Origin of the sequence: Acinetobacter sp. AOR12_HL, from assembly GCF_027855275.1 — a bacterium.
Classification (GTDB): Bacteria; Pseudomonadota; Gammaproteobacteria; order Pseudomonadales; family Moraxellaceae; genus Acinetobacter; species Acinetobacter baumannii.
The window spans coordinates 80,172-106,533 of the sequence record NZ_JAKTIJ010000027.1 but is presented as its reverse complement, the minus strand read 5'-3'; the positions used below and the strand labels follow the sequence as shown (position 1 = coordinate 106,533).

23 protein-coding genes are annotated in these 26,362 nt (G+C 41.1%); 15 read left to right on the top strand and 8 right to left on the bottom strand.

Annotated features, from left to right (window positions below; all coding sequences use genetic code 11):
- Nucleotides 1–11 precede the first annotated feature (11 nt).
- Nucleotides 12–635 (bottom strand): TetR/AcrR family transcriptional regulator, encoded by a 624-nt coding sequence (locus MKL36_RS14070; protein WP_000107496.1) that lies wholly within the window; start codon nucleotides 633–635, stop codon nucleotides 12–14.
- A 525-nt stretch (nucleotides 636–1,160) separates the two neighbouring features.
- Here MKL36_RS14070 and MKL36_RS14065 point away from each other — a divergent pair.
- From MKL36_RS14065 to MKL36_RS14050, 4 genes are all read left to right on the top strand, one after another.
- Nucleotides 1,161–2,120, top strand: a complete 960-nt coding sequence (locus tag MKL36_RS14065; protein ID WP_086374219.1) for a metal-dependent hydrolase — start codon at nucleotides 1,161–1,163, stop codon at nucleotides 2,118–2,120.
- A gap of 62 nt (nucleotides 2,121–2,182) precedes the next feature.
- Nucleotides 2,183–3,016 (top strand): SDR family NAD(P)-dependent oxidoreductase, encoded by an 834-nt coding sequence (locus MKL36_RS14060; RefSeq protein WP_000600022.1) that lies wholly within the window; start codon nucleotides 2,183–2,185, stop codon nucleotides 3,014–3,016.
- Nucleotides 3,017–3,039: 23 nt separating this feature from the next.
- Nucleotides 3,040–4,563, top strand: a complete 1,524-nt coding sequence (locus MKL36_RS14055; RefSeq protein ID WP_000126765.1) for a flavin-containing monooxygenase — start codon at nucleotides 3,040–3,042, stop codon at nucleotides 4,561–4,563.
- A 111-nt stretch (nucleotides 4,564–4,674) separates the two neighbouring features.
- A complete protein-coding gene (locus MKL36_RS14050) occupies nucleotides 4,675–5,553 on the top strand; it encodes a class I SAM-dependent methyltransferase (protein WP_021510569.1) in 879 nt (292 codons plus the stop codon).
- A 58-nt stretch (nucleotides 5,554–5,611) separates the two neighbouring features.
- Here MKL36_RS14050 and MKL36_RS14045 read toward each other — a convergent pair whose 3' ends face one another.
- Nucleotides 5,612–6,532 carry a LysR family transcriptional regulator gene (locus tag MKL36_RS14045; RefSeq protein ID WP_000990661.1) on the bottom strand — a complete coding sequence of 307 codons (921 nt, stop codon included), beginning with the start codon at nucleotides 6,530–6,532 and terminating at the stop codon, nucleotides 5,612–5,614.
- A 237-nt stretch (nucleotides 6,533–6,769) separates the two neighbouring features.
- Here MKL36_RS14045 and MKL36_RS14040 point away from each other — a divergent pair, with 237 nt between their 5' ends.
- The 3 genes from MKL36_RS14040 to ttdB are packed head-to-tail and all read left to right on the top strand — an operon-like array spanning nucleotide 6,770 to nucleotide 9,622.
- Entirely contained in the window at nucleotides 6,770–8,068 is a 1,299-nt protein-coding gene (locus MKL36_RS14040) for an MFS transporter (RefSeq protein WP_021510570.1), read from the top strand.
- Nucleotides 8,069–8,117: 49 nt separating this feature from the next.
- Complete coding sequence (ttdA, locus tag MKL36_RS14035) at nucleotides 8,118–9,017, top strand: L(+)-tartrate dehydratase subunit alpha (protein ID WP_021510571.1); 900 nt, start codon at nucleotides 8,118–8,120, stop codon at nucleotides 9,015–9,017.
- Nucleotides 9,014–9,622, top strand: a complete 609-nt coding sequence (gene ttdB / locus MKL36_RS14030; protein ID WP_000722967.1) for a L(+)-tartrate dehydratase subunit beta — start codon at nucleotides 9,014–9,016, stop codon at nucleotides 9,620–9,622. The genes ttdA and ttdB overlap by 4 nt, the downstream gene beginning before the upstream one ends.
- Nucleotides 9,623–9,665: 43 nt before the next feature.
- Here ttdB and MKL36_RS14025 read toward each other — a convergent pair whose 3' ends face one another.
- Complete coding sequence (locus MKL36_RS14025) at nucleotides 9,666–10,679, bottom strand: AraC family transcriptional regulator (RefSeq protein WP_031222570.1); 1,014 nt, start codon at nucleotides 10,677–10,679, stop codon at nucleotides 9,666–9,668.
- A gap of 135 nt (nucleotides 10,680–10,814) precedes the next feature.
- On the opposite strand from MKL36_RS14025, the gene MKL36_RS14020 reads away from it, so the two are divergent.
- From MKL36_RS14020 to MKL36_RS14005, 4 genes are all read left to right on the top strand, one after another.
- Nucleotides 10,815–12,302, top strand: a complete 1,488-nt coding sequence (locus MKL36_RS14020; protein ID WP_021510573.1) for a flavin-containing monooxygenase — start codon at nucleotides 10,815–10,817, stop codon at nucleotides 12,300–12,302.
- Nucleotides 12,303–12,346: 44 nt separating this feature from the next.
- Nucleotides 12,347–13,201: an SDR family NAD(P)-dependent oxidoreductase gene (locus tag MKL36_RS14015; RefSeq protein WP_004747848.1), complete on the top strand. Its 855-nt coding sequence runs from the start codon at nucleotides 12,347–12,349 to the stop codon at nucleotides 13,199–13,201.
- A 72-nt stretch (nucleotides 13,202–13,273) separates the two neighbouring features.
- A complete protein-coding gene (locus MKL36_RS14010) occupies nucleotides 13,274–14,167 on the top strand; it encodes an alpha/beta hydrolase (RefSeq protein WP_021510574.1) in 894 nt (297 codons plus the stop codon).
- 28 nt (nucleotides 14,168–14,195) lie between these two features.
- Nucleotides 14,196–15,866: a GMC family oxidoreductase gene (locus MKL36_RS14005; protein ID WP_000154593.1), complete on the top strand. Its 1,671-nt coding sequence runs from the start codon at nucleotides 14,196–14,198 to the stop codon at nucleotides 15,864–15,866.
- A gap of 59 nt (nucleotides 15,867–15,925) precedes the next feature.
- Here the strand turns inward: MKL36_RS14005 and MKL36_RS14000 are convergent, their stop codons facing one another.
- Both MKL36_RS14000 and MKL36_RS13995 read right to left on the bottom strand, forming a co-directional pair.
- Complete coding sequence (locus tag MKL36_RS14000; RefSeq protein ID WP_021510575.1) at nucleotides 15,926–17,206, bottom strand: OprD family outer membrane porin; 1,281 nt, start codon at nucleotides 17,204–17,206, stop codon at nucleotides 15,926–15,928.
- 31 nt (nucleotides 17,207–17,237) lie between these two features.
- On the bottom strand, nucleotides 17,238–18,584 hold the full coding sequence (locus tag MKL36_RS13995) for an MFS transporter (protein ID WP_031222571.1): 1,347 nt from the start codon (nucleotides 18,582–18,584) through the stop codon (nucleotides 17,238–17,240).
- A 491-nt stretch (nucleotides 18,585–19,075) separates the two neighbouring features.
- On the opposite strand from MKL36_RS13995, the gene MKL36_RS13990 reads away from it, so the two are divergent.
- Together MKL36_RS13990 and MKL36_RS13985 are read left to right on the top strand one after the other, a co-directional pair.
- Nucleotides 19,076–20,152 carry an aromatic ring-hydroxylating dioxygenase subunit alpha gene (locus MKL36_RS13990; RefSeq protein ID WP_031222572.1) on the top strand — a complete coding sequence of 359 codons (1,077 nt, stop codon included), beginning with the start codon at nucleotides 19,076–19,078 and terminating at the stop codon, nucleotides 20,150–20,152.
- Nucleotides 20,153–20,164: 12 nt separating this feature from the next.
- Entirely contained in the window at nucleotides 20,165–21,109 is a 945-nt protein-coding gene (locus MKL36_RS13985; RefSeq protein ID WP_021510578.1) for a PDR/VanB family oxidoreductase, read from the top strand.
- 41 nt (nucleotides 21,110–21,150) lie between these two features.
- Here the strand turns inward: MKL36_RS13985 and MKL36_RS13980 are convergent, their stop codons facing one another.
- From MKL36_RS13980 to mhpT, 3 genes are all read right to left on the bottom strand, one after another.
- Nucleotides 21,151–21,843, bottom strand: a complete 693-nt coding sequence (locus MKL36_RS13980) for a GntR family transcriptional regulator (protein WP_086372192.1) — start codon at nucleotides 21,841–21,843, stop codon at nucleotides 21,151–21,153.
- 106 nt (nucleotides 21,844–21,949) lie between these two features.
- The gene (locus MKL36_RS13975) at nucleotides 21,950–22,408 is read right to left on the bottom strand and encodes a MarR family winged helix-turn-helix transcriptional regulator (RefSeq protein WP_000252463.1); all 459 of its coding nucleotides are present in this window, start codon (nucleotides 22,406–22,408) and stop codon (nucleotides 21,950–21,952) included.
- 70 nt (nucleotides 22,409–22,478) lie between these two features.
- Nucleotides 22,479–23,711 (bottom strand): 3-(3-hydroxy-phenyl)propionate transporter MhpT, encoded by a 1,233-nt coding sequence (gene mhpT, locus MKL36_RS13970; RefSeq protein WP_000411713.1) that lies wholly within the window; start codon nucleotides 23,709–23,711, stop codon nucleotides 22,479–22,481.
- A 247-nt stretch (nucleotides 23,712–23,958) separates the two neighbouring features.
- On the opposite strand from mhpT, the gene MKL36_RS13965 reads away from it, so the two are divergent.
- Together MKL36_RS13965 and MKL36_RS13960 are read left to right on the top strand one after the other, a co-directional pair.
- Nucleotides 23,959–24,798, top strand: coding sequence for a p-hydroxycinnamoyl CoA hydratase/lyase (locus MKL36_RS13965; protein ID WP_171251829.1), 840 nt, complete (start codon nucleotides 23,959–23,961; stop codon nucleotides 24,796–24,798).
- A 37-nt stretch (nucleotides 24,799–24,835) separates the two neighbouring features.
- Nucleotides 24,836–26,287, top strand: coding sequence for an aldehyde dehydrogenase (locus MKL36_RS13960; protein ID WP_021510580.1), 1,452 nt, complete (start codon nucleotides 24,836–24,838; stop codon nucleotides 26,285–26,287).
- Nucleotides 26,288–26,362 lie beyond the last annotated feature (75 nt).

Genomic DNA, 26,362 nt, shown 5'->3' with positions numbered 1-26,362 from the left:
AAAACTAAAAATTATGATTGATCTTCTGAGCGTGCCATTTCAGTATTGATATAACTCATGATCATAGTTGTTAGCCCCTGCACCATTTCATCAAAACTAATAAATGGGTTGGGTAAAATAAGATGCCTTGCAACATTAAAAATACCGCTATTAATACAAATATAGGTAATTACAGGTAAGTTATTAATTTTTAAATATTTAGGATTATGCATCATATACTTCATGATGACTTCCATTAAAGCCTGTTCAATTTTTGGAATATATTTATCGTATTGCAACTCACCTGCATAACGTAAAACGGTTAAATAACGGTCATTATTTTTCTTTAATAAATCACTGAATGTATAAAAAATCATTTCAATGACAGGCTCTAACTCCAACTCTAAAATTGTGGGGGTTAGTTCTTTAATCATGTCTAAAATTTCACTCACAAAGTAGTGATTCATCGCATCGTAGATTTCTTCTTTGTTTTTAAAATACTCATAGAGTGACCCCACACTCACCCCTGCAATTTCTGCAATATGACGTGTGGTGGTACCACTTGGTCCATGCAATGCTACAGCAATAAAACCTGCTTCAATAATGGTATCGACAGTGACTTTGGCTCGTGCCTGACGGGGTTTTCGCGTAGACATATTTTCTTATAAATAATCCGAACATAAGCTCAGATTAGCATGTAATTTAGCCCTACCCTAATAAAAAAACAAAATCCGAATAGTTGTCAACTTTCATGAAATATTTCTTTTAAAACTACAATGAAATACAGTTATAAGTTCTTTTATGTTTGAATATTTCTTTTTAATGACATTAAAATATTTAAATAAAAATCAATATATTAATAAATTTTAAAACTAATTTTTTATTTTATAAAAACATGAAACTTTAGGTTTAGAAACTTGAAAAGTTACCCGAATTGAATCCGAACATAAACTCAGATTAACATGAAAAAATCTAAAAAGAGGTTGAGCCGTTTTACTGAACTTTCCTCTTTTTCCCGTTATTCAGTCAAATAATCACACAAATAACGGAGCAACATCACCGTAGTCAGTAAGCAGAGAAAACTGCTTTTTGAAAATGGAATTTACAGTGCCCTGTTTCAAATCAAAGCTTTTGGTTTTCGACGTAGCCGCACTATCACTGATTGATCTGAAGGTGTCACCATGATCTCGACCACAGTTAAAAAATCACTAAACAAAATTAAATTTTACCGTGAAATCGAGTTACCGGATTTTGCCAGTAAAAAATCCGTCCCAATCCGTCATTTAAATATCGGATTTGAAGGTAAAGAGATTGATGTTGAATTTTATATGAACAATCAATTTGCCACGATGTTTTTTGCTACGCTTTCAGTATTTCTGACTTATGGTGAAGATCTGGTGATTGAAACAGCTCGTCATCACCGTGAATTTATTCAAGACCCAGTTTTAAAACAGCGTGTTACTTCATTGATTGGACAAGAGGCGATTCACTCTAAACTACACAATGAATATAACGATGCACTTAAAGATGTTGAATACCCTGTCGATTTATACCGTTTCTTGGGCGAAAACTTCTTTAAATATGTGTTTTTGAAATTCCCGCAACCACTTAAATTATCGATGATGGCTGGTATTGAGCATTTTACTGCGGTACTTGCCGAATACATGATGAAGCACGAAAAGAATTTCTACTATTCAGATGATGCAAAAAGCCGTGCTTTATGGATGTGGCATATGCTTGAAGAATCTGAGCATAAAGATATTGCCTATGATGTATATCAATTACTCAATGGTAGCTATCCACTACGAGCTTCTGGCTTCTTCTTAGCTTTCTTTACTATTTTAGGTTTAATCCCAGCAACTACATTGTTTATTCCGGTTTTAAGAAAACCACAGGAAATGTTGACTAGAAAATTCTGGAAAGACGCGCGCCGTGGTGTAGGACTTATTTTTGGTCCAAAAGATGGTGTATTTGGTAGCACCATTGGCCAGATTTTCGATTACTTACGTCCTGACTTCCATCCAAATGACCATGACACGACCGAATATCTAGAGTACTACAAAGACAAATTACTCAAAGAAGGCGGCGCGATTGCACCTTACTTTGTGAAGGAATTTACCCCACCTGTACGCTTGTCTTAACTGGCTTGCAACCAGTCATTACTTAATGACTGGCTTTCCTTAAATCTATTTCGGGATGAATCATGATTTTATTTGGCAAAAAGAAAGTTAAACCAAGCCAAAAAGCTTATGCCGTCGTGACGGGTGCAGGCAGTGGAATTGGACGAAGTTTTGCAATTGAACTGGCAAAACGTGGTGGTAGCGTAGTCTGCGCAGATATTAATTTAGAAGCTGCAGAAGAAACTGTAACGCTGCTTGAACAACAGGGTGCAAAAGCATTTGCAATGCACTGTGACGTAGGTAACCCTGAACATGTCACAAATTTAGCTGAAACTGCTGAAATTTTACTTAGTCATCCTGTCACCCTTGTCATTAATAATGCGGGTGTAGGTTTAGGCGGTAAGTTTGACGAACTCAGCCTAGAAGACTGGAACTGGGTCATGAATATTAACCTTTGGGGTGTTATTCATGGTTGTCATGCATTTGTGCCAAAGTTCAAAAAACTAGGTTACGGCGCAATTATTAATGTAGCTTCTGCGGCGTCTTATACCGCAGCACCAGAAATGACTGCCTATAACGTAACGAAAGCTGGAGTCCGTGCGCTGTCTGAAACACTTTCGGCTGAGCTTCGTAAATTCAACATTAAAGTCAATGTGCTCTGCCCGACTTTGGTGCCAACCAATATCATTAAAAATGGTCGTATTCCGGGCCGTTATTCAAAACTTGCAGACCATGCGCTCATGAACTACGCACTCACCACAAGTGATGATGTAGCCAAACTGACACTTAACCGTCTTGATCAGGATGAGCTTTATACCATTCCTCAAATCGATGCGAAGTTGTTCTGGCTGATGAAACGTGCATCACCAAGTCTGTATACCAAGTTTCTTGGTACCTCTTACAAATTATTTAAATAAGAAATTTTATAGGTAGTACCCATATGACTGCTCAAATGAAAACAAATGCATCAGCAAAAAAAGCTGTCAATTCACCTAGCCATATTTACGATACCTTTATTGTCGGTGCCGGAATTTCCGGTATCGCCGCAGCGATTCGTCTCGACCAAGTTGGCTATACCAACTATAAAATTATTGAAAAAGCAGGACGTGTGGGTGGCACTTGGCGTGAAAATACCTATCCGGGCTGTGGCTGCGATGTACCGTCGGCTTTGTATTCTTATTCGTTTGCGCCTAGTGCAAAATGGAGTCACTTATTTGCACGTCAGCCGGAAATCTTAAGTTACTTAGAAGATGTAAGTAACGAGTTTAATATCACGTCTAAAATTGAGTTTAACAACGAACTGCTCAATGCTGCTTGGGATGAATCACGCCATTTGTGGGTACTTGATACAACTACTGGTCAATATCTATCGCGAACTGTTATTTTTGCAACAGGCCCAATTACCGAAGCCCAGATTCCCCGTCTTGAAGGTCTAGATACCTTTACTGGTGAAATGTTCCATTCAGCGAAATGGAATCATGACTACGACCTTACTGGAAAACGCATTGCTGTAATTGGTACAGGTGCATCTGCCATCCAGTTTGTGCCACAAATTCAACCTAAAGCAAAAGAGCTATTTGTGTTCCAACGTACAGCCCCTTGGGTATTACCAAAACCGGATACGGATTTGGGTGAGTTGAGTAAATCAATTATTGCCAAATATCCAGCGATTCAGGCAAGTTGGCGTAAAAGTGTAGCGCTAACCCTCAATGCGATTAATTTTGGTTTACGTAACCCACTTGCGCTAAAACCAGTAAATGTACTCGGCAAGCAATTACTTAAACTTCAAATTGCAGACCCTGAGTTACGTAAAAACGTAACGCCTAATTTTGATATTGGCTGTAAACGTATTTTGTTTGCTAACAATTACTACCCTGCACTACAAGCACCAAATACCACGCTTATTCCACATGGCCTGGTTAAAGTCGAAGGCAATACGGTGATTGCAGCTAATGGCGAACGCCATGAAGTTGATGTGATTATTTGGGGTACAGGTTTTGAAGTATCTCACCCACCAATCGGCAAACGTGTGTTTAATGAAAAAGGCCAACGTTTAAATGATTTGTGGAAAAATAGTTCACCGGAAGCTTACTTAGGAACCAACATTGAAAATGTACCAAATGCATTCTTAGTATTGGGACCAAACGTACTGGTTTATGACTCATTTATTGGTTTGGCAGAAGCACAGCTCGACTATATCGTAGATGGCTTATTGAAAATTAAAAACAAAGGAATTAGCAAGTTAAATGTTAAGGCTGATGTAATTAAAAAGCACAACGACTTGGTGCAAAAGCATCTTCAAACCACTGTATTCAATAGTGGTGGCTGTAAGAGTTATTACCTTGACGCTAACGGTCGCAACTTTGCAGCATGGCCGTGGTCATTGAAAAAGCTTAAACAACGTTTGAAAAAACTAGATTTGAAGGATTATGAAGTTACATATCAAATGTCAAAGACACATTAATTTGTAAATTTGACCAAATCAGTTGTAAGGAATGGGCAGTGTATTTTAGATTTTCATGAAATACACTGCCTTCTTCATTCAATCTTCAAGAAATAAAAGAACAGGTTAAAGATGAAAGAAGGTCAATCAAGCCGTACTGCCGAAGCCGCTGCTGCTTTACGTGCGAATCACTTTAAAAATACGATAAATCCTGTATTTTCAGATCCCTATGCTTTTGAAATGACCAGTAAAGGTTGGAAAAAGCTTTTATCTACACCACTCATTGTTAAATTAATGAATTCACCCATTTTAAACCGTACCTTAGGTTTATTGAGTGGGCAGGTTGTCGGCCGATCACGTTATGCCGAGGACTTACTTAACCAAGCTGTTCAACACAATATTAAGCAATATGTTTTGGTTGGAGCGGGTTTAGACTCTTTTGTACTCCGAAAATCACAGCATTATCCAACTTTAAAAATTTTTGAAGTTGACCATCCTGATACTCAGGCTGCCAAACAATCTAAACTCAAAAAGTTAGGCGAACTTCCCTCTACTGTTGAATTTGTTTCTATTAATTTTGAAAAAGAATCTATCTCTGAAGCGCTTGCCCGAAGTCGCTATGTACGAAAAGCTCCGGCTTTCTTTTCTTGGCTGGGCACCACTCATTATTTAAAGCCGGACACTACGCTACAAACTTTAAAAAGTATTGCTGAATTTGCTGCAAACGGCAGCGAAGTGGTACTCGACTATTCGACCGATTTTCAGGAATTAAAAGGTATTGAGCGACTCGGGAGTATGGGCGTTGCACAGTTTACCCATTTGCTGAAAGAACCTTTACTAGGTCAATTTAAACCTTCAGATTTACATCAGGCGGTTGAAAAAATGGATTTTGAAGTAATCGAAGACTTGTCTGGTGAAGCTATTACTGAACGTTATTTTTATAACCGTGCCGACAATATACGCCATACATCGGCAGCACGTTTGCTACATTTGCGTTTAAATAAAAACTAATGTTAAAAGCCAACTTAGACTTTAAGTTGGCTTTTTTTAATTGAGGTTAATACCATCGTTACCAACTTGAACGAGGCTCTGGACCATCGACATGCTGATTTAAAAATTGGCGTAAATGATCTAGAAAATGCGCGACTTTAGGCGACAGATTCAGTCTCTCTAAATACACCGCATAGACATCTGCGGGTGGTGTTTCATAGTCCGCTAGCACTTGAACTAATCTACCACTTCTTAAATATTTTGCTACGTCCCACTCTGCTCGCATCAAAATACCATAGCCTTCTAAGGCCCAATTTAATGCGACTGCCCCATCATTCGTACTCAGTTGCCCATGAACTTTAACGGTTTCAACTTGTTTGCCATGACTTAACCGCCAATTACCATAAGCAGAATCATTTTGCCGAATCACAATACACTGATGCTGTGTTAAATCATGAGGAGTGAGTGGTTGCCCTGCCTTTTTTAAATAGCTAGGTGATGCACATAATAAACGGCGGTTGGCTGCCAATTTTTTTGCAATTAGACGTGAATCAGGTATTTCGCCAAAGCGGATTGAGACATCAATCGCTTCATCTGGCAGATTAATCGGGCGGTCAGTTAAATGCAGTTGGACATCGACATCAGGATAGATTTTGGCAAATGTAGAAATCGCTGGCGCAATATAAGAACGACCAAAGCCTAAAGGAGCATTCACACGCAATACCCCTTTGGGTGCTGCCCGACTACTTGAAACCAAACGCTCCATTTCATCAATCTCTTTTAAAATACGAACTGCATTTTCAAAGTAGACCTCACCTTCACTGGTTAAACTAATTCGCCGTGTTGTTCTATTTAAAAGCCTTACTCCCAAACGCTCTTCAAGTTGAGTTAAACGTCTAGAAACCGCAGGTGGAGTCAAGTTTAACTCTCGTGCCGTCGCGACAAGACTTCCTTGTTTGACCAATAAACAAAAGAAAGCTAATTCCGTATCTGCATTCATGATTATTAAGTTTTTTGCAATAGTGATTTAACTTTATATCGATTCATCAGTTTTTTAAAGGGTTTAACATCCATTTCAATGTTTCCCGACATAAGGCATCTCTTGTTTAAGAGCATAACAATGTCCGCAGAAGGAATGCTGTGGATGAACGGGAAAAGCCATCTAGCCGAATCAATAGCGGTAAAGAAAGCGAAAACTACCAATCAGGATTGGTAGTCATGAATATGGAGTCATGACATGGAAATGGATATTGAAAAGCGAACGTTACGTCGAATTACTTGGAGAATCGTACCGTTTATTATGTTGTTATACCTTATAGCCTATATCGACCGCGTCAATATTGGTTTTGCCGCACTCACCATGAAAGAAGACTTAGGCTTTACAGCCTCGGTTCTCGGTTTTGGTGCCGGAATTTTCTTTTTGGGCTATTTCTTATTTGAAGTCCCATCCAACATTATTTTGCATAAAGTCGGTGCCCGTATCTGGATTGCTCGAGTTATGGTGACATGGGGTCTGATTGCAGCCGGTATGGCGTTTGTAGAAAGCTCGACCAGCTTTTACGTTATGCGATTTTTACTCGGCGTTGCCGAGGCTGGCTTCTTTCCCGGCATTATTCTGTACTTAACTTACTGGTTTCCTGCACGACATCGTGCTGGGGTGATTGCTTTATTTATGGCAGCCGCCCCAATTGCCACAGCAGTTGGTTCACCAATCTCAGCCGCATTACTTGAAATGCATGGAATTTGGGGTCTCGCTGGTTGGCAGTGGATGTTCATTATTGAGGCAATACCAGCAATCATCTTAGGCGTTGTTGTTTTTAAATATATGACGGATCGCCCTGAACAAGCTACTTGGTTAGGACAGGATGAACGCGAATGGCTTGTAAAAACCATGAAGGAAGAGGATGTAGGAAAAAATGCACCTGAGCATCACAGCATTCTTCGTGGTCTTGCCAACCCACGGGTACTTGCCCTTGCATTGATTTATTTCGGAACGTCGGCTGGGCTTTATACCCTCGGCATCTGGGCGCCACAAATTATTAAACAGCTTGGCGTAACGTCTATGACTGTGGGGCTTTTAAATGCTATTCCTCCAATCGTTTCTGTCATTTCCATGGTTTTATGGTCTCGACACTCTGACCGCACCAATGAACGTACATGGCATGTTGCTCTCGCGTGTTTAACCGCAGCAGTTGGTCTCGCAATTGCAGCAGGCACACATAACGTCATTGGATTAATTGCAGCACTTACCATTGTGAATGTCGGTATTAGTTGTGCCAAGCCACCGCTATGGAGCATGCCAACCATGTTCTTGTCAGGATCAGCCGCAGCAGCAGGCATCGCCACGATTAACTCAATCGGAAATTTAGGCGGGTTTGCAGGCCCTGCCATGATCGGCTGGATTAAAGATCAAACTGGAGATTTCACAGGCGGACTCTATTTTGTTGCAGGCCTACTCATCATCTCGACCTTACTGACACTAGTGCTGAGCTTCTCCCAAAAAGTGAAAGTAAACGCTGCCAAAGCAACCCAATAACCCTATTTACACCAATTAGATCTGAACAAGTTTCTTCAAGGAGCACAACATGGACAAAGATATTGCAGTCCAGTCCCTTACGGACACCATGGCCAAATTTACGGCTTATATTGGAAAACGCCTACCGAAAGATGTGAAAAGCAAGTTAATTGAACTGCGTACTTTAGAAACCAATCCATTGGCTAAATCAGTTTATGACTCGATGGAAGAAAATCAGCAAGCTGCCGATAAACTCAATCGCCCAAGCTGCCAGGACACGGGTGTCATTCAATATTTTGTTGAAGCAGGTGCCAACTTCCCTTTGCTTGGTGAACTTCAAGATATTTTGAGCGAAGCAACTGCTGAAGCAACACGCATAGGTCCATTACGTCACAACGCTGTTGAAACCTTTGATGAAAAAAATACAGGCACAAATACCGGTACTCAAATTCCATGGTTAGACTGGCGTATTGTCCCTGAACTCGATACTTGTACCATTGATGTCTATATGGCTGGTGGCGGTTGTACTCTACCGGGTGCGGCAAAAGTTTTAATGCCAGGTCAAGGCTACGAAGGCATTGCTGAATTTGTAATGGATGTTATTACCGAACGCGGTGTAAATGCCTGTCCACCGTTACTGGTCGGTGTTGGCGTATCAACTTCGGTTGAAACCGCAGCTCGTCTTTCTAAACTCGCGATTATGCGTCCAGTTGACTCAACAAGTGAGAACCCACGCGCTGCCTTAATGGAACAACTGTTAGAACAAGGTCTTAATGAAATTGGTATTGGTCCTCAGGGACTCACAGGCAATAACAGTGTAATGGGGGTCAATATTGAATCTTCTGCACGTCATCCATCAACAATTGGTGTTGCCGTAAACACAGGTTGCTGGGCACATCGCCGTGGCAAAATTAAGATTAATCCAGATATGTCGTATGAAATCTTGTCTCACGAAGGAGTTGTACTATGAAAAAAATTCTAACAACGCCAATCAAAGATGAAGACCTTTTAGACCTTAAAGTCGGTGATGTAGTTTATTTGACTGGCCGTTTGGTAACTTGTCGTGACGTTGCCCATCGCAGACTGATCGAACAAGGTCGAGAACTACCAGTTAATCTTGAAGGTGGAGCAATTTTTCATGCTGGCCCTATTGTGCGCAAGAAAGGTGAAAACGACTTCGAAATGGTTTCGATTGGCCCAACAACCAGTATGCGGATGGAAAAATTCGAGCGGGAATTTATCAAGCAAACTGGCGTTAAGCTCATTGTGGGTAAAGGTGGCATGGGACCAGAAACAGCTGCTGGATGTCAGGAAAATATTGCAGTTCATGCGATTTTCCCAGGTGGATGTGCAGTACTTGCAGCAACTTTGGTTGAAGAGATTGAAGGCGCTGAATGGCAAGATCTAGGTATGCCAGAAACCCTTTGGATTAACCGTGTGAGAGAATTTGGTCCGCTCATTATTTCTATCGACACTAAAGGCAACAACCTGATTCAACAAAACAAAGTTGAATTTCAAGCCAAGAAAGCACCGATTTTAGAAAAAATCAGTAAGCAACTAAGCTTTATTAAATAAACTGCTCTTTAATGAAGGGAAAGCAAAAGCACCCTTCATTTTTTTATTTTTGTACTAAACGCATGGCATGAGGTGTTTTCCCATGCCATCTTTTATAAGCATGAATAAAACTGGCAGGTTCGGCATAACCTAACCATTCGGCAATTTGCTCAACAGAAGCTTTTGGTAATGCCAAATATTGCTCTGCTAAGACCTGTCTAACCTCTTCACGTATCTGAATAAAAGTCATCCTTTCTGATGCCAAGTGACGGCGTAAAGTTCGTGTATTTAAATGCAATCGGTCAGCCACGATTTGCATAGAAGGCATTTCCCCTCGCACATTCATAAGCTGCTGTTGCACTAAGGTTGTAAATTTATTTTGTGATTGGCGTTTTTCTAATATTTGACGGCACTGTTCTTCGGCTGTATGTAAAACCAATTCATTTGCCATAAGCAATTTTTGGTCTACTTTTTGCGGATCAAGAATTACAAAGCTTTTCGCAGCACCAAATTCAGGCATCACGCCAAATAAGTCCTGATAAGGCTCGGCATCGCCTTTGAGTTGGAAAGAAAAAGCCAAATATTGGCAAAAATTGTCCTGCACCAAATCTCGCTGTACTGTAATGAGTGCAGCAGCATCTCGTTCAATAATGAATTGACGTACTGAAGATGGGATATCTTGCTCATCAATTTCGATACGGATTCCTTGCGGTGTATCCGACACATCAAAGCGAGTAAAAGCAAAAGTTAAAGTGAAATAGGTTAAAGCCAAATCTAGTGCTTCACGAATGCTCGCACTACTCATCAGAGCCATGCCTAATGGCCCAAATGTGGTGAAATGATAGCGTGTGCCCACTTCTAAGCCTAATGTCGGTCTGCCTCCTAGTTGCTCAACCAAGTTATGAATCAGCTGTAATTCCTGATGGCCTGTCACCACCATATTAGGGTCGAGTAATTGTTGTTGGCTAAGCCCTGTCCCTTGCAAAATCGTCTGATAAGAAATGCCTGATTCCACCGCAAAATCAGCCATTAACCGAACACTATGTACACTGCGTTCAAAAGCCCATGCATACTTCACTGTATTGCTCAGAATGTCCTCGAATCACAATATTTTGTCCTCATCCATCCTCTAAATCAAGCAAATAAACGTCTATTCTGCATACAGGAAATTGCGATTTTTTCGCTCACTGTTTTTAAGGATTTAGAGCAGCCCATGTTTAATTCGTCGTCTAATTCAAATAAAAATGTACGCATCGCCATTATTGGCACTGGCTTTGGTGGTCTAGGACTTGCCATTCGTCTCAAACAAGCAGGTTTTGAACAATTTACTCTATTTGAAAAAGCTGCCGATGTAGGTGGTGTCTGGCGTGACAACACTTATCCGGGCGCTGCATGTGATGTGCCGTCACATCTTTATTCTTTTTCTTTTGAACAGGAACTTGGTTGGAAAAATCGCTACGGGACATCTCAAGAGATTTATCAATATTTACGTCACTGTGCCGATAAATATGATCTTCGCCCGCACATCAAATTTAACACTGAAATAGCCAGCGCCGAATTTGATGCACTGCAAGGTGTATGGCACATTCAAAGTACAACTGGTGAACAGTTTGAAGCTGAATTTTTAGTGGGTGCGGTAGGCCAACTCAACCGCCCTGCCTATCCAAAACTTAAAGGCATTGAAAACTTCAAAGGTAAGGCATTTCACTCAGCGCGTTGGGACCATGACTATGAATTAACAGGTAAACGTGTTGCAGTCATTGGCACAGGCGCAAGCGCGATTCAGTTTGTACCTGAAATTGCAAAACAAGTGGCTCACCTAGACGTTTATCAACGCTCAGCGCCTTATGTTATTCCAAAACCGGATCGGGTTTACCAACCTTTAGAGAAAAAAGCTTTCCGTAAACTGCCGATCTTGCAAAGTCTAGACCGTGCCTTGCAATATGGCCATCATGAAATTCGCCTACTTGCTTTTACAACTTCACTTAATGAAATGCCTTTGGTGGAATACATATTCCAGCGCCACATTCGAAAAGTTGTTAAAGATGGGAAGTTACGCCACCGCTTAATGCCTGACTATCCAATTGGTTGTAAACGTATTTTAATCTCTAACCACTGGTATGAAACGCTGACCCAACCTCATGTTGATGTGATTGATACAGGTATTCAAGAAATTACTGAACATGGCATTTTAGACACGGAAGGAAAGCTGCGTGAAGTTGATGCCATTATTTACGGTACAGGTTTTACAGCGACTGAATTTATGGCGCCAATGCAAATTACTGGACTTGATGGGCGTACATTAAAAGACACATGGAAAGATGGTGCTGAGGCTTATTTAGGTCTAACAGTAAACGGATTCCCTAACTTCTTTATGTTGTATGGACCAAATACCAACCTCGGACATAACTCAATCGTCTATATGATTGAAAGTCAGGTGAATTATATTTTAGATGCGCTGCGCACTACTTTGAAAAATAACCTGCTGTTCACCAACATTCGTGCCGAAATTCAACACGAGTTTAATCAAAATATTCAGGAAAAAATGAAAAAAACGGTGTGGGCGCAAGGCTGTACCAGTTGGTATCAAACTGCTGATGGCAAAAATACCAATAACTGGCCAGGTTTTACCCTTGAATATCGCCAACGCACTCGTCGCTTTGACATTGAAAACTACACTCAGGTGTCGGCTATTTCTTAAATACGCTTCGCCATAGGAAATGAGAAAAATAAACGGAGAATTTTATGAAGTCTTTTAAAAATAAAGTCGCAGCTGTGACAGGTGCGGGTTCAGGTATTGGACAAGCAATTGCAATCGCCCTCGCCAAACAAGGTTGCCATCTGGCACTTTCCGATATTAGTGAAGCTGGATTAGCTAAAACAGTCGAGCTGTTAACGCCTTATTCAGTCAAAGTCACCACTCAAAAAGTTGATGTGGCTAAACGTGATGAAGTTGCAACTTGGGCAAAGGCAGTAGTAGATGAGCATGGCCAAGTTAACCTGATTTTTAATAATGCTGGTGTCGCAATAGGGAGTACGGCTGAAGGTGTGAGCTATGAAGATCTTGAATGGCTCATTGGTATTAATTTTTGGGGTGTGGTTTATGGCACCAAAGAGTTTTTGCCTTACTTAAAGCAAAGTGGTGATGGGCATATTATTAATATTTCTAGTATGTTTGGTTTAACAGCTCAACCGACCCAAAGTGCTTATAACGCCAGTAAATTTGCCGTTCGTGGTTTTACTGAATCATTGCGCCAAGAACTTGATATGCAAAATGCTGGTGTGAGCGCGACTTGTGTGCATCCGGGTGGTATTCGCACCAATATTGCCAAAGCTGCACGTATGAATAATAGCGTCCAGTCTTTAGGAATGGACCCGCTAAAAAGCCAAGATGCTTTCGATAAATTACTTCGCACCCCTGCTGATGATGCAGCTCAGCAAATTTTGGAAGCTGTTCGTAAGGACCGTCGCCGTTTACTTATTGGAGCCGATGCAAAAGCCGTTGATGTAATTCAGCGTATTCTGCCGCAAGGCTACCAAAAGATTTTTGCAGCCGCGACAGCTTGGCAAACTCGCCTACTCAACAAATCAGCAAAATAAAAATAGTGGTCAGCATGCTCTTAATTTTAGGAGATGCTGGCTAATCTCACATGCTTAGTATGAGTCCTTATTATGAAGCAACTTCTTGCATGGACCATCCGTACCACACTACGTCCAGCTTTATCCCCTAAAACACCACTAAAGCTACAACGTTTTTGTAGTGATGCAGCCAGTGCTATTGTGCTTGGGCCTCGTGGTTATCAAACAAAAAAGCAAATAATTGCTCAAGTTCCTACGCTTCATATTCGGCCTAAGACCATTAAGTCAGGTCGCGGTATTTTGTATTTACATGGGGGTGGCTATGTCGTGGGCAGTAGCAAAAGTCACGCTAAACTTGCCGCTCAGGTTGGACATGTAGCTCAAGCACAAGTCTGGTTACCTGAATATCGTCTGGCTCCAGAACACCCAAGCCCTGCTGCTATTGAAGATAGCATTGCAGTCTATAAAACTTTACTTGCTTACGGACAAGACCCTAAAAAACTTGTAATTGCGGGTGACTCCGCTGGCGGTGGGCTGAGCTTAAGCACCGTAATTGCTTTACGAGATGCGGGTTTCCCTTTACCAGCGGCTTTAGTTTTACTTTCGCCTTGGGTTGACTTAAGTCTTTCAGGAAACACAATAAAAACTCATGCTGCTCAAGATGCGATGTTGTCAGAGGACTGGTTAACCTGGTGTGCAAAAAACTATTGCGGCCAAAAATCGGCAACCGATCCAACATGTTCCCCACTTTATGCTGACTTAACCGGATTACCGCCGGTTCTGATCCATGTCGGTACCGAAGAAGTTTTATTAGACGATGCAAAACGACTTGCTGAACAGACTGAAAAATACGGTATTCCGACGAACTTAAGGGTTTATGACCAAGTCGGACATGTTTTTCAATTTCATGCAGGTATACTAAAGGAATCTAATGACTCCTTTGAGCGCATTAGGCAATTCATTGATAAACATACAGAGTCAATATAAAAAATATCATTAGACAGGAGCCTTCATCATGACAATAAACAATTATGACTATGATTACCTGATTATTGGTTCAGGCTTTGGTGGTAGTGTTTCTGCTTGCCGTTTAACCGAAAAAGGCTACTCGGTTGCCGTAATGGAAATGGGGCGACGCTGGAAAGCTGAAGATTTTGCTAAAAACAACTGGAATACTCGCCGTTGGATTTGGCGTCCGGGCATGAAACTTTTCGGTTATTTCAACATGCGTTTTTTTCGCCATGTCACCATTATTTGCGGTAATGCCGTAGGTGGCGGTTCAATTACCTATGCCAATACCCTACTGGTTCCACCTGAACATATTTGGGATGAAGGCACGTGGGCAGATGCCGCGGACTGGAAAAATGAAATGCCTCAGCACTATGCTGAAGCAGAACGTATGCTTGGCGTGACTGATAATAAAATTTTCGGCCCTGCCGACCACATGCTAAAGAAAATGGGTGAAGCAGTCGGTGTTGGCCATACATTTAAACCTACTCGTGTTGCCACTTTCTTTCCACCGGAAGGTGAAGAAGGTGGGAAGACCTACCCGGACCCTTATTTTAACGGCGAAGGTCCAGACCGTGGCACTTGTACCGCATGTGGCGGTTGTATGACGGGTTGTAAACACAACGCAAAAAATACATTAGATAAAAACTATTTGTACTTTGCCGAAAAAAATGGCGCCAAGGTTTATGAAGAAACCAAAGTAGTTGATGTTAAACCACTCAATGGTAAAGCCGATGGCAGCGATGGTTATGAAGTCACGACTGAATGTTCAAGCTCATGGTTTAACAAACAACGTCGTACTTGGCGAGTTCGTAATGTGATTTTCTCGGCATCTTCTTTAGGGACACAAGAGATGTTGTTCCGTTTAAAACAGTCCGGTTCTCTGCCAAATATTTCTGATGATTTGGGTAATCGGGTTCGTACCAATGCCGAGTCAATTTTAGGTGTTCGTTTTTTTGGTAAAGATGTCGACATGAGTAAAGGTGTTGCTATTGGTTCAAGTATTTACATTGACCATGATACTCACATTGAAGCGACTCGCTACCAAAGTGGCTCAGATGCCATGGGCCTTATGTGTACTTACATGGCTAAAGGCAAACCGGGTTGGACACGTATTTTCTTTTGGTTATGGGCACTCATTTGCCATCCATTTATTTTCCTTCGCATGAGTAATCCTGTCAGTTTTGCACGTCAAACCTTAATTTTCTTAGTGATGCAAACTGCCGATGCCTCAATCAACATGCGCTTGAAACGTAACTGGTTCTGGCCTTTTGGCAAGGTGTTATCGAGCGAAGGTAAAAAGCTACCTGTTTATATTCCGCAGGCCAATGCATTTACCGAAAAAGTTGCCAAAATGTTTAATGGCCACCCCATGACGACCATTACCGAAATTTTGTTTAACGTACCTTTTACAGCTCACTGTATGGGTGGTTGTGCAATTGCTTCAAGTCCAGAGCGTGGGGTGGTAGATGGACAAAATCGGGTGTTTAACTATAAAAACTTATACGTTGTAGATGGTTCAATGTTAGGTGCAAATTTGGGGGTTAACCCAAGTCTCACCATTACAGCTCTAGCAGAACGTGCAATGTCTTATATTCCGGCTAAACATACTTTAGAAGAACAAGCTTATACTCAAACTCAGGGTGAAGTTTTAGAAGCAGCAAAAGTATCTGCTTAACCACATCCGAAAGCAGGTTAAATCCTCAAATAAAAGGTTTCAACCTGCTTTTTTAATATTTAAAATTTAAAGGTGTAATCGACATTCAAACGTGTTTCATTTGCCGAGTGGAAAGTCATATTCGTTGGCATGTCATTACGATAGTGAGAAAAGCGAGCTCGCATTCCTAAGCCCTTTAACTTGCCTTCTGGAATTTTATAACCCAAATCAAACTCCAGCGAATCTTCTTTAAATCGCTGATCGCCATATTGCAGTAAATCAATATCTTCACCTTTAGCATAACGGGTCATAAAACGTAGTCCGTTTAATGAAACATCCCCTATCCGCGCATTTTTAAAGTCATATTCGTAACGAATCGAGTAGACTTTTTCGTCTTTATTTGAGTAGTCCGAACTCATAAAATCAAGCACAACTGGACTTTCAGTTCCCGACAAAAATGGCAGACCAGTCGAGCCAAACGACTGCATGTAGCCCAAAGAAACCGTATGATTTTGATAGTTCAAACCAAATAAGCCACTAATATGTCGGTTATCGACCTCTCCTATTTTTTTACTTCCAGTTTCTTCACTATTAAAAAACCGCACATCACTTAAAAAGTTAAGCTGGTCATTCAAAGGTTGTTTGCCGTTAAAGCCCAAAAATTGTTGCTGGTAAATGTCTTTGAGTTCAGCATGATAAGCACGTAAACGGTAATCTTTTAACTGATAACTTCCACCTAAAGTATAAAACGAGTCAGTGGTGGCAGCTTTGTTAAATCGATGATTGATATTGTCTGTTCCAACATCGGTATAACGAATGGAGTCACGCTGCCGTACTTCGTCGACATAAAACCCTTCGAGTTGAAGATTTGGAATTTCATTTGAAACAAAGCGGATACCACGGTAAGTCTGAGGGAACAAACGCGCTGGCGATGAAAATATAGTTGGCAACTGTGGAACCAAGTCCCCCACAAAAAGCTCATTTTTTCTAAATTTAGCCTTCCCTGTAATGCCTATTTTTCCATAATAATCATCACGCGAGTTATCAGGATTAACTGGGAGTAAGCCACTACGTGCATAGTCATCAGCACGGCTTCCCATCAGGTTAAAACCTGCCATTGCGAACACATCAACACCAAACCCAACTGTCCCTTCGGTATAACCCGACTGTCCTTTAAAAATTAAACCCTGTGCCCAATCTCTGGCCGCCGTATAGGGATATGGGTCTTTTTTATAGTCTCGGTCGAAGTAAAAATTACGCAGTGTCAGCTCAGCTTTACTGTCTTCAATAAACTCGGCATGCACAACTTGACTAAATAATGGGCACAAGCATACCCCCACCCACAATGGTGTCTTTTTCATTTTTTAACTCAACTATTTAATTTTTAATGGATTAAGGTGCTGTTTTAAGTGAGAATTTTTGCTCTTTCTTACTTCGGTAAAAAGCGCTACCCAAACTCAAAATCAGGAAAATAGCCAAAATAAACACCACACCGTAATAAGCATACAGCGTTGCGGGTGCAATACCTTTATCTAAGAAAATGCCTGCAACCGTTGGCGATAAGATTGCCCCAATCCGACCAAAACCAATTGCATAACCCACGCCGCGACTACGGATTTCAGCATCGTAAATCGTTGGAGAAATAGAATATAAACCTGCCACACAGCCATTAATGAGTGTGCCAAGTAATAAACCGACTATGAGAGCAATGCTCACTTGAGATGAAACGGCGACAAATAGGAAAACACAGACAGCTGTTAATCCCAGAAATAAGCTTAGGGCATAGAAAATTTTCATGCGGGAAGCAAGTAAACCAATAATGGCTGCTCCGAAAATACCACCAATACTAATTAAAATACCGGTACTTACGCCTTGTTCAGGCGACATTCCCATTGAAATCAGAATTTTTGGTGTCCAGCTCATGACAAAGTAAAAGCCAAACATCACTAAAAAGAATGCAAACCATAAACAAAGTGTTTGGAACCCCTGCTGCCCTGAAAATAATTTACCAATATCACCTGTATTTTTTTGATTATTCTGGCCGTAATAAGGTAAAGCTTTTAAAGCAGTTAAACCCATACGGTTCACTGTTACATTAATGCGTTCTAATGCCTGTTTTGGTCTTTTCGCCAACAAATAATCTAAAGATTCAGGTAATAACCATGCGCTAATTAGTAACATCATTATGGTTGTGATGCCCCCTGCCAAAAAGATTGAACGCCAACCTAAATGCTCAATCAAGGCCAGTGAGAGTACTCCGCCCAGTGTCGCACCAATGCCATAACCTGTAGACATTAAGCTCACTGCGAGACTGCGCCAGCGTGTATTAGCATACTCACTTGCCAGGACATTACTACTCGCAAGAATCCCGCCTACCCCAATTCCGGTAATAAACCGAAGTGCTGCCAACATGCCGTGACTTTGTACAAAAGCACAGCCCAACATGCTAAGACCTGCAATCACAAGACAAACCAAGATAAGTAAACGGCGACCAATTTTATCGGCTAAAGGTGCGAGAAAAATTGAACCGGCAGCCATCCCAAAAAGACCTGAACTCAGCAATAAGCCAATTTGCGCGCCCGAAAGTGACCATTCTGCTGACACGGATGGAGCGGTAAATGCCATTACCATCACGTCAAAGCCATCAATAATATTGAGACAAATACAGATCAAAATGATGAACCATTGATAACGGCTCATATTATTGTGATTGATCTCACTTAGAACATCTCTTTCCATTTGTGCATCTCCCAATGTGGATAAGAGATACACACGACATTGCTAATATGAGCGATTGGGTGATTATGCATATCCGTATCCATCATGACCTAGAGGAATATTTGTTTTTTTGAGCATCCTGCTCTTTTTCTATACTGAATATTTGGATCCAAAAAATCAACAATATTTTTAAAATTTAATCATCATCAAATTAAGCAACTGAAAAATATAATTATAATTTATTTAAAATTAAAAATATGGATCCATAAGAATATTATCCATTTTCAATTGCACAAATCAAAGGATTTCCCCTTATCCTCCTTTTAATTTGATCAATATGGATCCAAATTAAACTTCAATACTCAAAACTTTAAAAAACAAAAAATTCTGGATTAATATTAAGAATATAAACAATGTGGGGAAATAATATAAAAAAAGATCCTGCTTATCAATTGACCAATATTTTTATTTATTATAAATTGGATCCAATAAGTGATAAGGAGTCGTCACAAATGTTTATTAAAAATGCTTGGTATGTCGCTTGCCGTCCAGAAGAAATCCAAGATAAACCATTAGGTCGCACCATCTGTGGTGAAAAAATCGTTTTTTATCGTGGTAAAGAAAACCAAGTTGCAGCCGTTGAAGATTTTTGTCCGCATCGAGGTGCCCCACTCTCACTTGGCTATGTCGAAGATGGCAATCTTGTCTGTGGTTATCATGGCTTAGTCATGGGTTGTGATGGAAAGACTGTTTCAATGCCAGCCCAACGTGTAAATGGTTTCCCTTGCAACAAAGCATATGCAGTTGTTGAAAAGTTCGGCTTTATTTGGGTATGGCCAGGTGAAAAGGCTTTAGCAGATGAAGCAAAACTCCCAACTTTAGAATGGGCAGATCATCCGGAATGGAGCTATGGCGGAGGCTTGTTTCACATTCAGTGCGACTATCGCCTAATGATCGACAACCTAATGGATTTAACCCATGAGACCTATGTTCACTCAAGCAGCATCGGGCAAAAAGAAATTGATGAAGCCCTGCCAGTAACTAAAGTTGACGGTGACCATGTCATTACCGAACGCTATATGGAAAATGTGATCGCACCTCCATTTTGGCAAATGGCCCTTCGCGGCAATCATTTAGCAGATGATGTACCTGTCGACCGTTGGCAACGTTGCCACTTCTTTGCGCCAAGTAATGTCCACATTGAAGTAGGTGTGGCGCATGCTGGACATGGCGGTTATCACGCACCGAAAGACAAAAAAGTGTCCTCAATCGTGGTCGATTTTATTACACCGGAAACTGAAACATCACATTGGTATTTCTGGGGAATGGCACGTAACTTCCAGCCAGATAATGCTGAACTCACCGATCAAATTCGTGAAGGCCAAGGCAAAATCTTTACTGAAGATTTAGAAATGCTGGAGCAACAGCAGCAAAACATTTTAAATAATCCACATCGCAAGTTACTGATGCTCAACATCGACACAGGCGGTGTCCAGTCTCGTAAAGTGATTGACCGACTACTTGCCGAAGAAAATAAAACACCTCCTGAAACGTCCACACAGAAGTTTCCAAACATTCGGATTATTTAAAGGAGCATGAACATGGACGTTATCATTCAAAAAATTCACCAGCTCACCCCGACTATTCGTGCATTTGAATTGGTTGCAGCAAATGGTACGGAGCTGCCGAGTTTTGAAGCAGGTGCACATATTGATGTGCATCTGAAAAATGGCCTCACCCGTCAGTATTCACTTTCAAACTGCTGCAGTGAAAAACATCGTTACGTGATTGGTGTTTTACATGATGCTAATTCACGCGGTGGTTCACGTTGTATCCATACTGAATATCGTGAAGGCGATCATTTGAAAATTGGTGAGCCGCGTAATTTATTTGAAATTCACCCTCACACAAAGCAGGCGGTTTTATTTGCTGGTGGTATTGGTATTACCCCTATTTTGTCGATGGCATATCGGCTTAAGTCGGCCAATATTCCTTTTGAATTACACTACTTTGTTCGCAGTCATGAAATGATTGCCTTTTATGGCAACTTAACCGAGCACTTTGGTGACCAAGTCCATTTTCATATTCAAGATCAACCGGACACCGAATGTAATATGGTAGAGGCTTTAGGCCAAGCTTCACCACATAGACACTTATATGTATGCGGTCCGACAGGATTTATGCAGTTTGTTATGAGCTCAGCCGAACAAGCAGGTTGGCATGGTGAACAGTTACATCAAGAGCATTTTGTCGCGCAAAAAGTAGATACGTCCAACAATGAAGCTTTTACTATTGAAGTGAAAGGTACGGGCCGCCGAATTGAAGTATTACCAGAGCAAACCGCAACAGAAGCATTAATTGCAAATGGTTTTGATATTCCTGTTTCATGTGAACAAGGTATTTGTGGTACGTGTATTACCCGCGTGGTAGAAGGCACGCCAGATCATCGGGATCTATTTATGACCGATGAGGAGCATGCACTAAATGACCAATTTACACCTTGTTGTTCTCGTGCAAAAACTAAAAATCTTGTGATCGAGCTTTAACTCGAAAGTTCCTTTATTCAAAAATAAAGGAACTTTTCACTTTAAGCGCTGAGAACATTTCTTAGCGTTTCACCTAAAATCACCACACTACTGTGTTCGCGCATTAACGTTTCAGCACGCCCTGCCTGACGATGTACCAATGCATCGAAAATCGAACAATGCTGTAAATGGGCATAGTGCAAACGGCGATATTCCGATAAAGCTTGGTTCTGGTCATAGGTAATGGCTTGGGCAGAAGCCATTGGCAATTGGTTGTTTTTTGCTAAGGCTTGGATGAGCGCAACGTTTTGCGCCCCCTCAATAATGGTGTCATGAAAGATGACATTAAAATGGTGATAACGTTCAAGCTCAGCATCACCAAACTCGTCTTTTTCATTAAAAAGTTTTTCAGTTTCTTGAATGCAATGTTGCAGCGTCTTTTTCTGATCTTCGCTTAAGCCTTGCTCTGCCAAAGTTTTCGCAGCCAACCCTTCAAGCACACCGCGCACTTCAAGTGCGTCATGCACCAGTTTTCCGGAAATTTCACGAACCGTGTAACCACGAGTTGGGTTTTTAATGAGGAGACCTTCTTGTTCGAGCAACCGAAAGGCTATACGAACAGGCTGGCGTGAAACACCAAGTAACTCGGCAGTAGGAATCTCGGCAATTCTGGCACCGCCTTCAAGTTCCCCTGAAATAATCATTTTTCTTAGTTTTAGTAAAACTTGTTGTCCTGAAGACATTCGTTGCCACACATCATCAAAAACGTCACTTCGATGCTAGCAAGTTCATTTGCAAAATGAAATCAATTTTCTGTGTGAATCAGTACTTAGCAATTTAACTCAACCTAAACAAACACACTTATTTAAAATTTTTAAGATTATTGACCATAATATCGAGGTTATTGCGAATTAAATAAGCCAAGTTAATATCAATGCCTTCAAGCATTTTTTCTTCGACTTTTAAAACCACTTCATTGCATTTGTTTAACTTTTCAATCCCGCTTTCGGTCAGGGTAATTAAAATACGGCGGCCATGTGTCGGATCCGGTTTTTTCTCAATCCAGCCATTCACCAGTAAATCTTGCAAAATTTTGTTGGCAGATTGCGGCTTTATGAAAGAACGCTCAGCAAGCTTGGCATTGGATAAATTACTTTTTGAAGCTAAAACAGAAAGTGCGGTAAATTGCGGTAAGGTAATTTCAAGCTCTTTTAAATGTTCTGTTAAATGTTTACTAATAATTCGGTCAACACGAGCAATCATGTAACTTAACTTAGGCTCATCTTCTACTTTTTTTTGAACTAAATTCGAACGTACCATAACCTTTCAATCATCATAAGAAAATCTGTAGTGAAAGTATGAGGTTCTAACCCCATACTTTCGTTAAAACTTAGCGAGCACCTGAGCTTTGTACTAAATGTACAGGCTGTTTAGGTTTTTTGACAAGAAGTAATGCAGAGATCGCTGCAATTAAAATCACAGGAATACTTGAACCAATCACGATGGTCGAGCTTTGTCCAAGCGAGAGTAAAAAACCAGCCATTAAAGGCCCTGCAAAAGAACCAATACGCCCGATTGCAACCGCGGCACCTACTCCGGTTCCACGCATTTCGGTTGGATAATACATGGCCGCCAAACCATACAACGCCGATTGTCCACCCACAATGAATAAGCCACAACCCACTGCCGAAAGTGCAAGTAAAGCAACGGTTGGAGAAATTGCTAAACAGCATAGTGAGAATAAAATGCCGAGATAAATTAGCTTAATCACAAAACTCATACGTAATTTATCAAGCAATACGCCCATCAGAACCGAACCTAAAATTCCGCCAACGTTATAGCCCATCTGTACATAGTTCGCCTGTAGTTTTGATAATCCCTGCGCACCCATGAGTAACGGCAACCAGTTCAACAAGAAATACAGTACCACCAGCGTGCAGAAAAAACTTATCCAAAGTTGAATGGTTGACATACGACGCTCTTTGGCAAATAAAACCTCAAAGAATGGTGTGGTTTTTTGCGCTTGAACTTTGCGTTGCAGGTAGTCATTTGACTCAGGTAAAAAGCGCATAATCAGTGGGATTAGTAAAATAGGCGCAATCCCCCCGATATAGAAAATATGACGCCACTCTGCATCACCTGCCAACGACATAGCAACGACGGAAGTGAGTAAGCCACCAAAAGGAATGCCGCTATACATCACACTAACTGCAGTGCCTTTGTGCTGGTCAGGTACAGCTTCAGAGGCAAGTGTAATCATCATGGGTAACGCTCCACCCATTCCCAAACCCGTACAAAAACGAATGAGTAGCAACAGACTAAAATTGGCCGCATAGGCGGTTAGCAAAGACATAATTCCAAAAAGTAAGATACTAAAAATCAGAATTTTCTTACGCCCGACAATATCAGCAAACCGACCACCTAATATTGCGCCTGGGAGTGTTCCCAAAATTGCAGCACTAAATGCCCACGCCATCTGGGCATTATCTAACATAAACTCAGCCCGCATTCGTGGAGCGGCTACCCCCATTGATTGAAGATCAAAGCCTTCAAAAATCGCTATGGCAAAGCACAGTAGCAACGTGATTTTTGCCCTTGAAGGCTGTCCTGATATTTTTTCCATTGTGTTGTCCTTTATTGACTAGTCGTTCCATTTAGCCCTTTGTGTATTATTTTCAAACACACCAAAAATATCAGTTAAGCTTATTAAAAAATCAACACATTTTTATTTAAAATTAATTTTTAAAATAATTAATTTTTAAAATACAATAAATTATAAAATATTTATGAAATTTTCCAAAAAAGACTTGAATGTAAGTTTAACTGATATTAGATTAAATCCCAGAACAGCAAGAAATCATTCAAGGAGTATGAAGATGAGTTATGAAAACCGCTGGGAAACAGTAGATGTTAAAGTTGAAGATGGAATTGCATGGGTCACTTTAAACCGCCCTGAAAAGAAAAATGCCATGAGCCCAACCCTCAATCGTGAAATGATTGATGTGCTTGAAACCCTTGAGCTTGATCAAAATGCTAAAGTTTTGGTTCTGACTGGTGCAGGCGACTCTTGGACAGCGGGTATGGATTTGAAGGAATATTTCCGTGAAGTCGACACTCAACCTGAGATTTTCCAAGAGCGTATTCGTCGTGACTCATGTCGCTGGCAGTGGCAACTTCTTCGTATGTATTCAAAACCAACCATTGCTATGGTCAACGGCTGGTGCTTCGGAGGCGGTTTCTCACCTTTAGTGGCGTGTGACCTAGCAATTGCAGCAGATGAAGCAACTTTCGGTTTATCTGAAATTAACTGGGGCATCCCACCGGGCAACCTTGTAAGCAAAGCAATGGCAGATACGGTAGGTCATCGTGCATCTTTGTATTACATCATGACGGGTAAAACTTTTAGCGGTAAAGAAGCCGAAACCATGGGTCTTGTGAACAAAAGCGTACCGCTTGCCCAATTAAAAGCAGAAGTAACTGAACTTACAAATTGCTTACTCGAGAAAAACCCAGTAGTTCTTCGTACTGCTAAAAATGGCTTTAAGCGTTGCCGTGAACTGACATGGGACCAAAACGAAGATTACTTATATGCCAAACTCGATCAATGTATCCACCGCGATACTGAAAATGGTCGCCAAGAAGGTTTGAAACAATTCTTAGATGAAAAATCAATTAAACCGGGTTTACAGAGCTATAAACGTACTGGTTAACTTTTGATTCTTTAATGGCAATGTAAGGACGCAACCCATGCAAAATGTACAGTTACTTATTCACGGTCAATCTGTTGATGCATCAAATCAGGCAACTTTTGAGCGTATTAGTCCAATTGATGGAACGGTAGCAACTAAAGCTGCTGCTGCAACATTAGAAGATGTTGATCGTGCAATCGATTCGGCACAGCAAGCTTTTAAAGTATGGTCGAAACTCTCGCCTACCGAACGTCGCTTACGTTTATTAAAAGCAGCCGATTTAATGGACCAAAAAACCGAGCAATTCATTGAAACTGGAATGCAAGAAACAGGTTCAACTGCAACATGGTATGGGTTTAACGTTCATCTTGCTGCCAACATGTTACGTGAAGCCGCAGCCATGACCACACAAATTGACGGAAGTCTGATTCCGTCAGATGTGCCGGGCAATCTTGCGATGGGTGTGCGAGTTCCTTGTGGTGTGATTGTAGGAATTGCACCTTGGAATGCCCCTGTCATTTTGGCAACACGTGCGCTTGCTATGCCTTTGGCTTGTGGTAACACGGTGGTATTAAAAGCATCTGAAGCTTGTCCAGCAACACATCGTCTCATTGGTGAAGTGTTACATGAAGCAGGTCTAGGTGAAGGTGTGGTCAATGTGATTACGCATGCCGCTGAAGATGCACCACAAATTGTGGAGCGTTTAGTCTCTCATCCAGCCGTGAAACGTATTAATTTTACCGGTTCAACCAAAGTCGGCAAAATTATTGCCGAGACTGCTGCTAAATACTTAAAACCTGTTTTACTTGAATTGGGTGGTAAGGCCCCTGTCGTGGTTTTAAATGAAGCTGACATTAATGAAGCCGTAAATGCAGTTGCTTTTGGAGCGTTCTTTAATCAGGGTCAAATCTGTATGTCGACCGAACGTGTTTTGGTTCAAGACAATATTGCCGATCAATTTATTGAAAAACTAATTGAAAAAACCCGCGCTATTCAGGCAGGTAATCCAACTTCAAAAGACAATGTACTCGGTGTTTTAGAAAGTCGCCGTGCTGCAAACCGTATTCAGCATTTGCTGGAAGATGCTCAAAACAAAGGTGCTGACTTACCTTTAGGTATTCATATTGAAGACACCACCATGCAACCGACGCTGGTACTCAATATTAAACCTGACATGCTGCTTTACCGTGAAGAATCATTTGGACCTGTATGCACAGTTCAACGTTTTTCAAGCATTGAAGAAGGCGTAGCACTGGCAAATGACAGCGAGTTCGGCCTTTCTTCGGCAGTGTTTAGTCAAAATATTTCGCAAGCACTGGAAGTGGCTCAACAAATTGATTCGGGTATTTGTCACATTAACGGCGCAACCGTACATGACGAAGCTCAAATGCCATTTGGCGGAACAAAATCGAGTGGTTACGGACGTTTTGGTAGTAAAGTCTCTGTTGCCGAATTTACCGAACTACGCTGGATTACCATTCAAACCCAATCACGTCATTACCCGATTTAGTCAGGCTAATACAAAGACAAACAGATTAAATAAAAATTGCATGATGCAAAAAAAATAAAGCGCAGTGATGCGCTT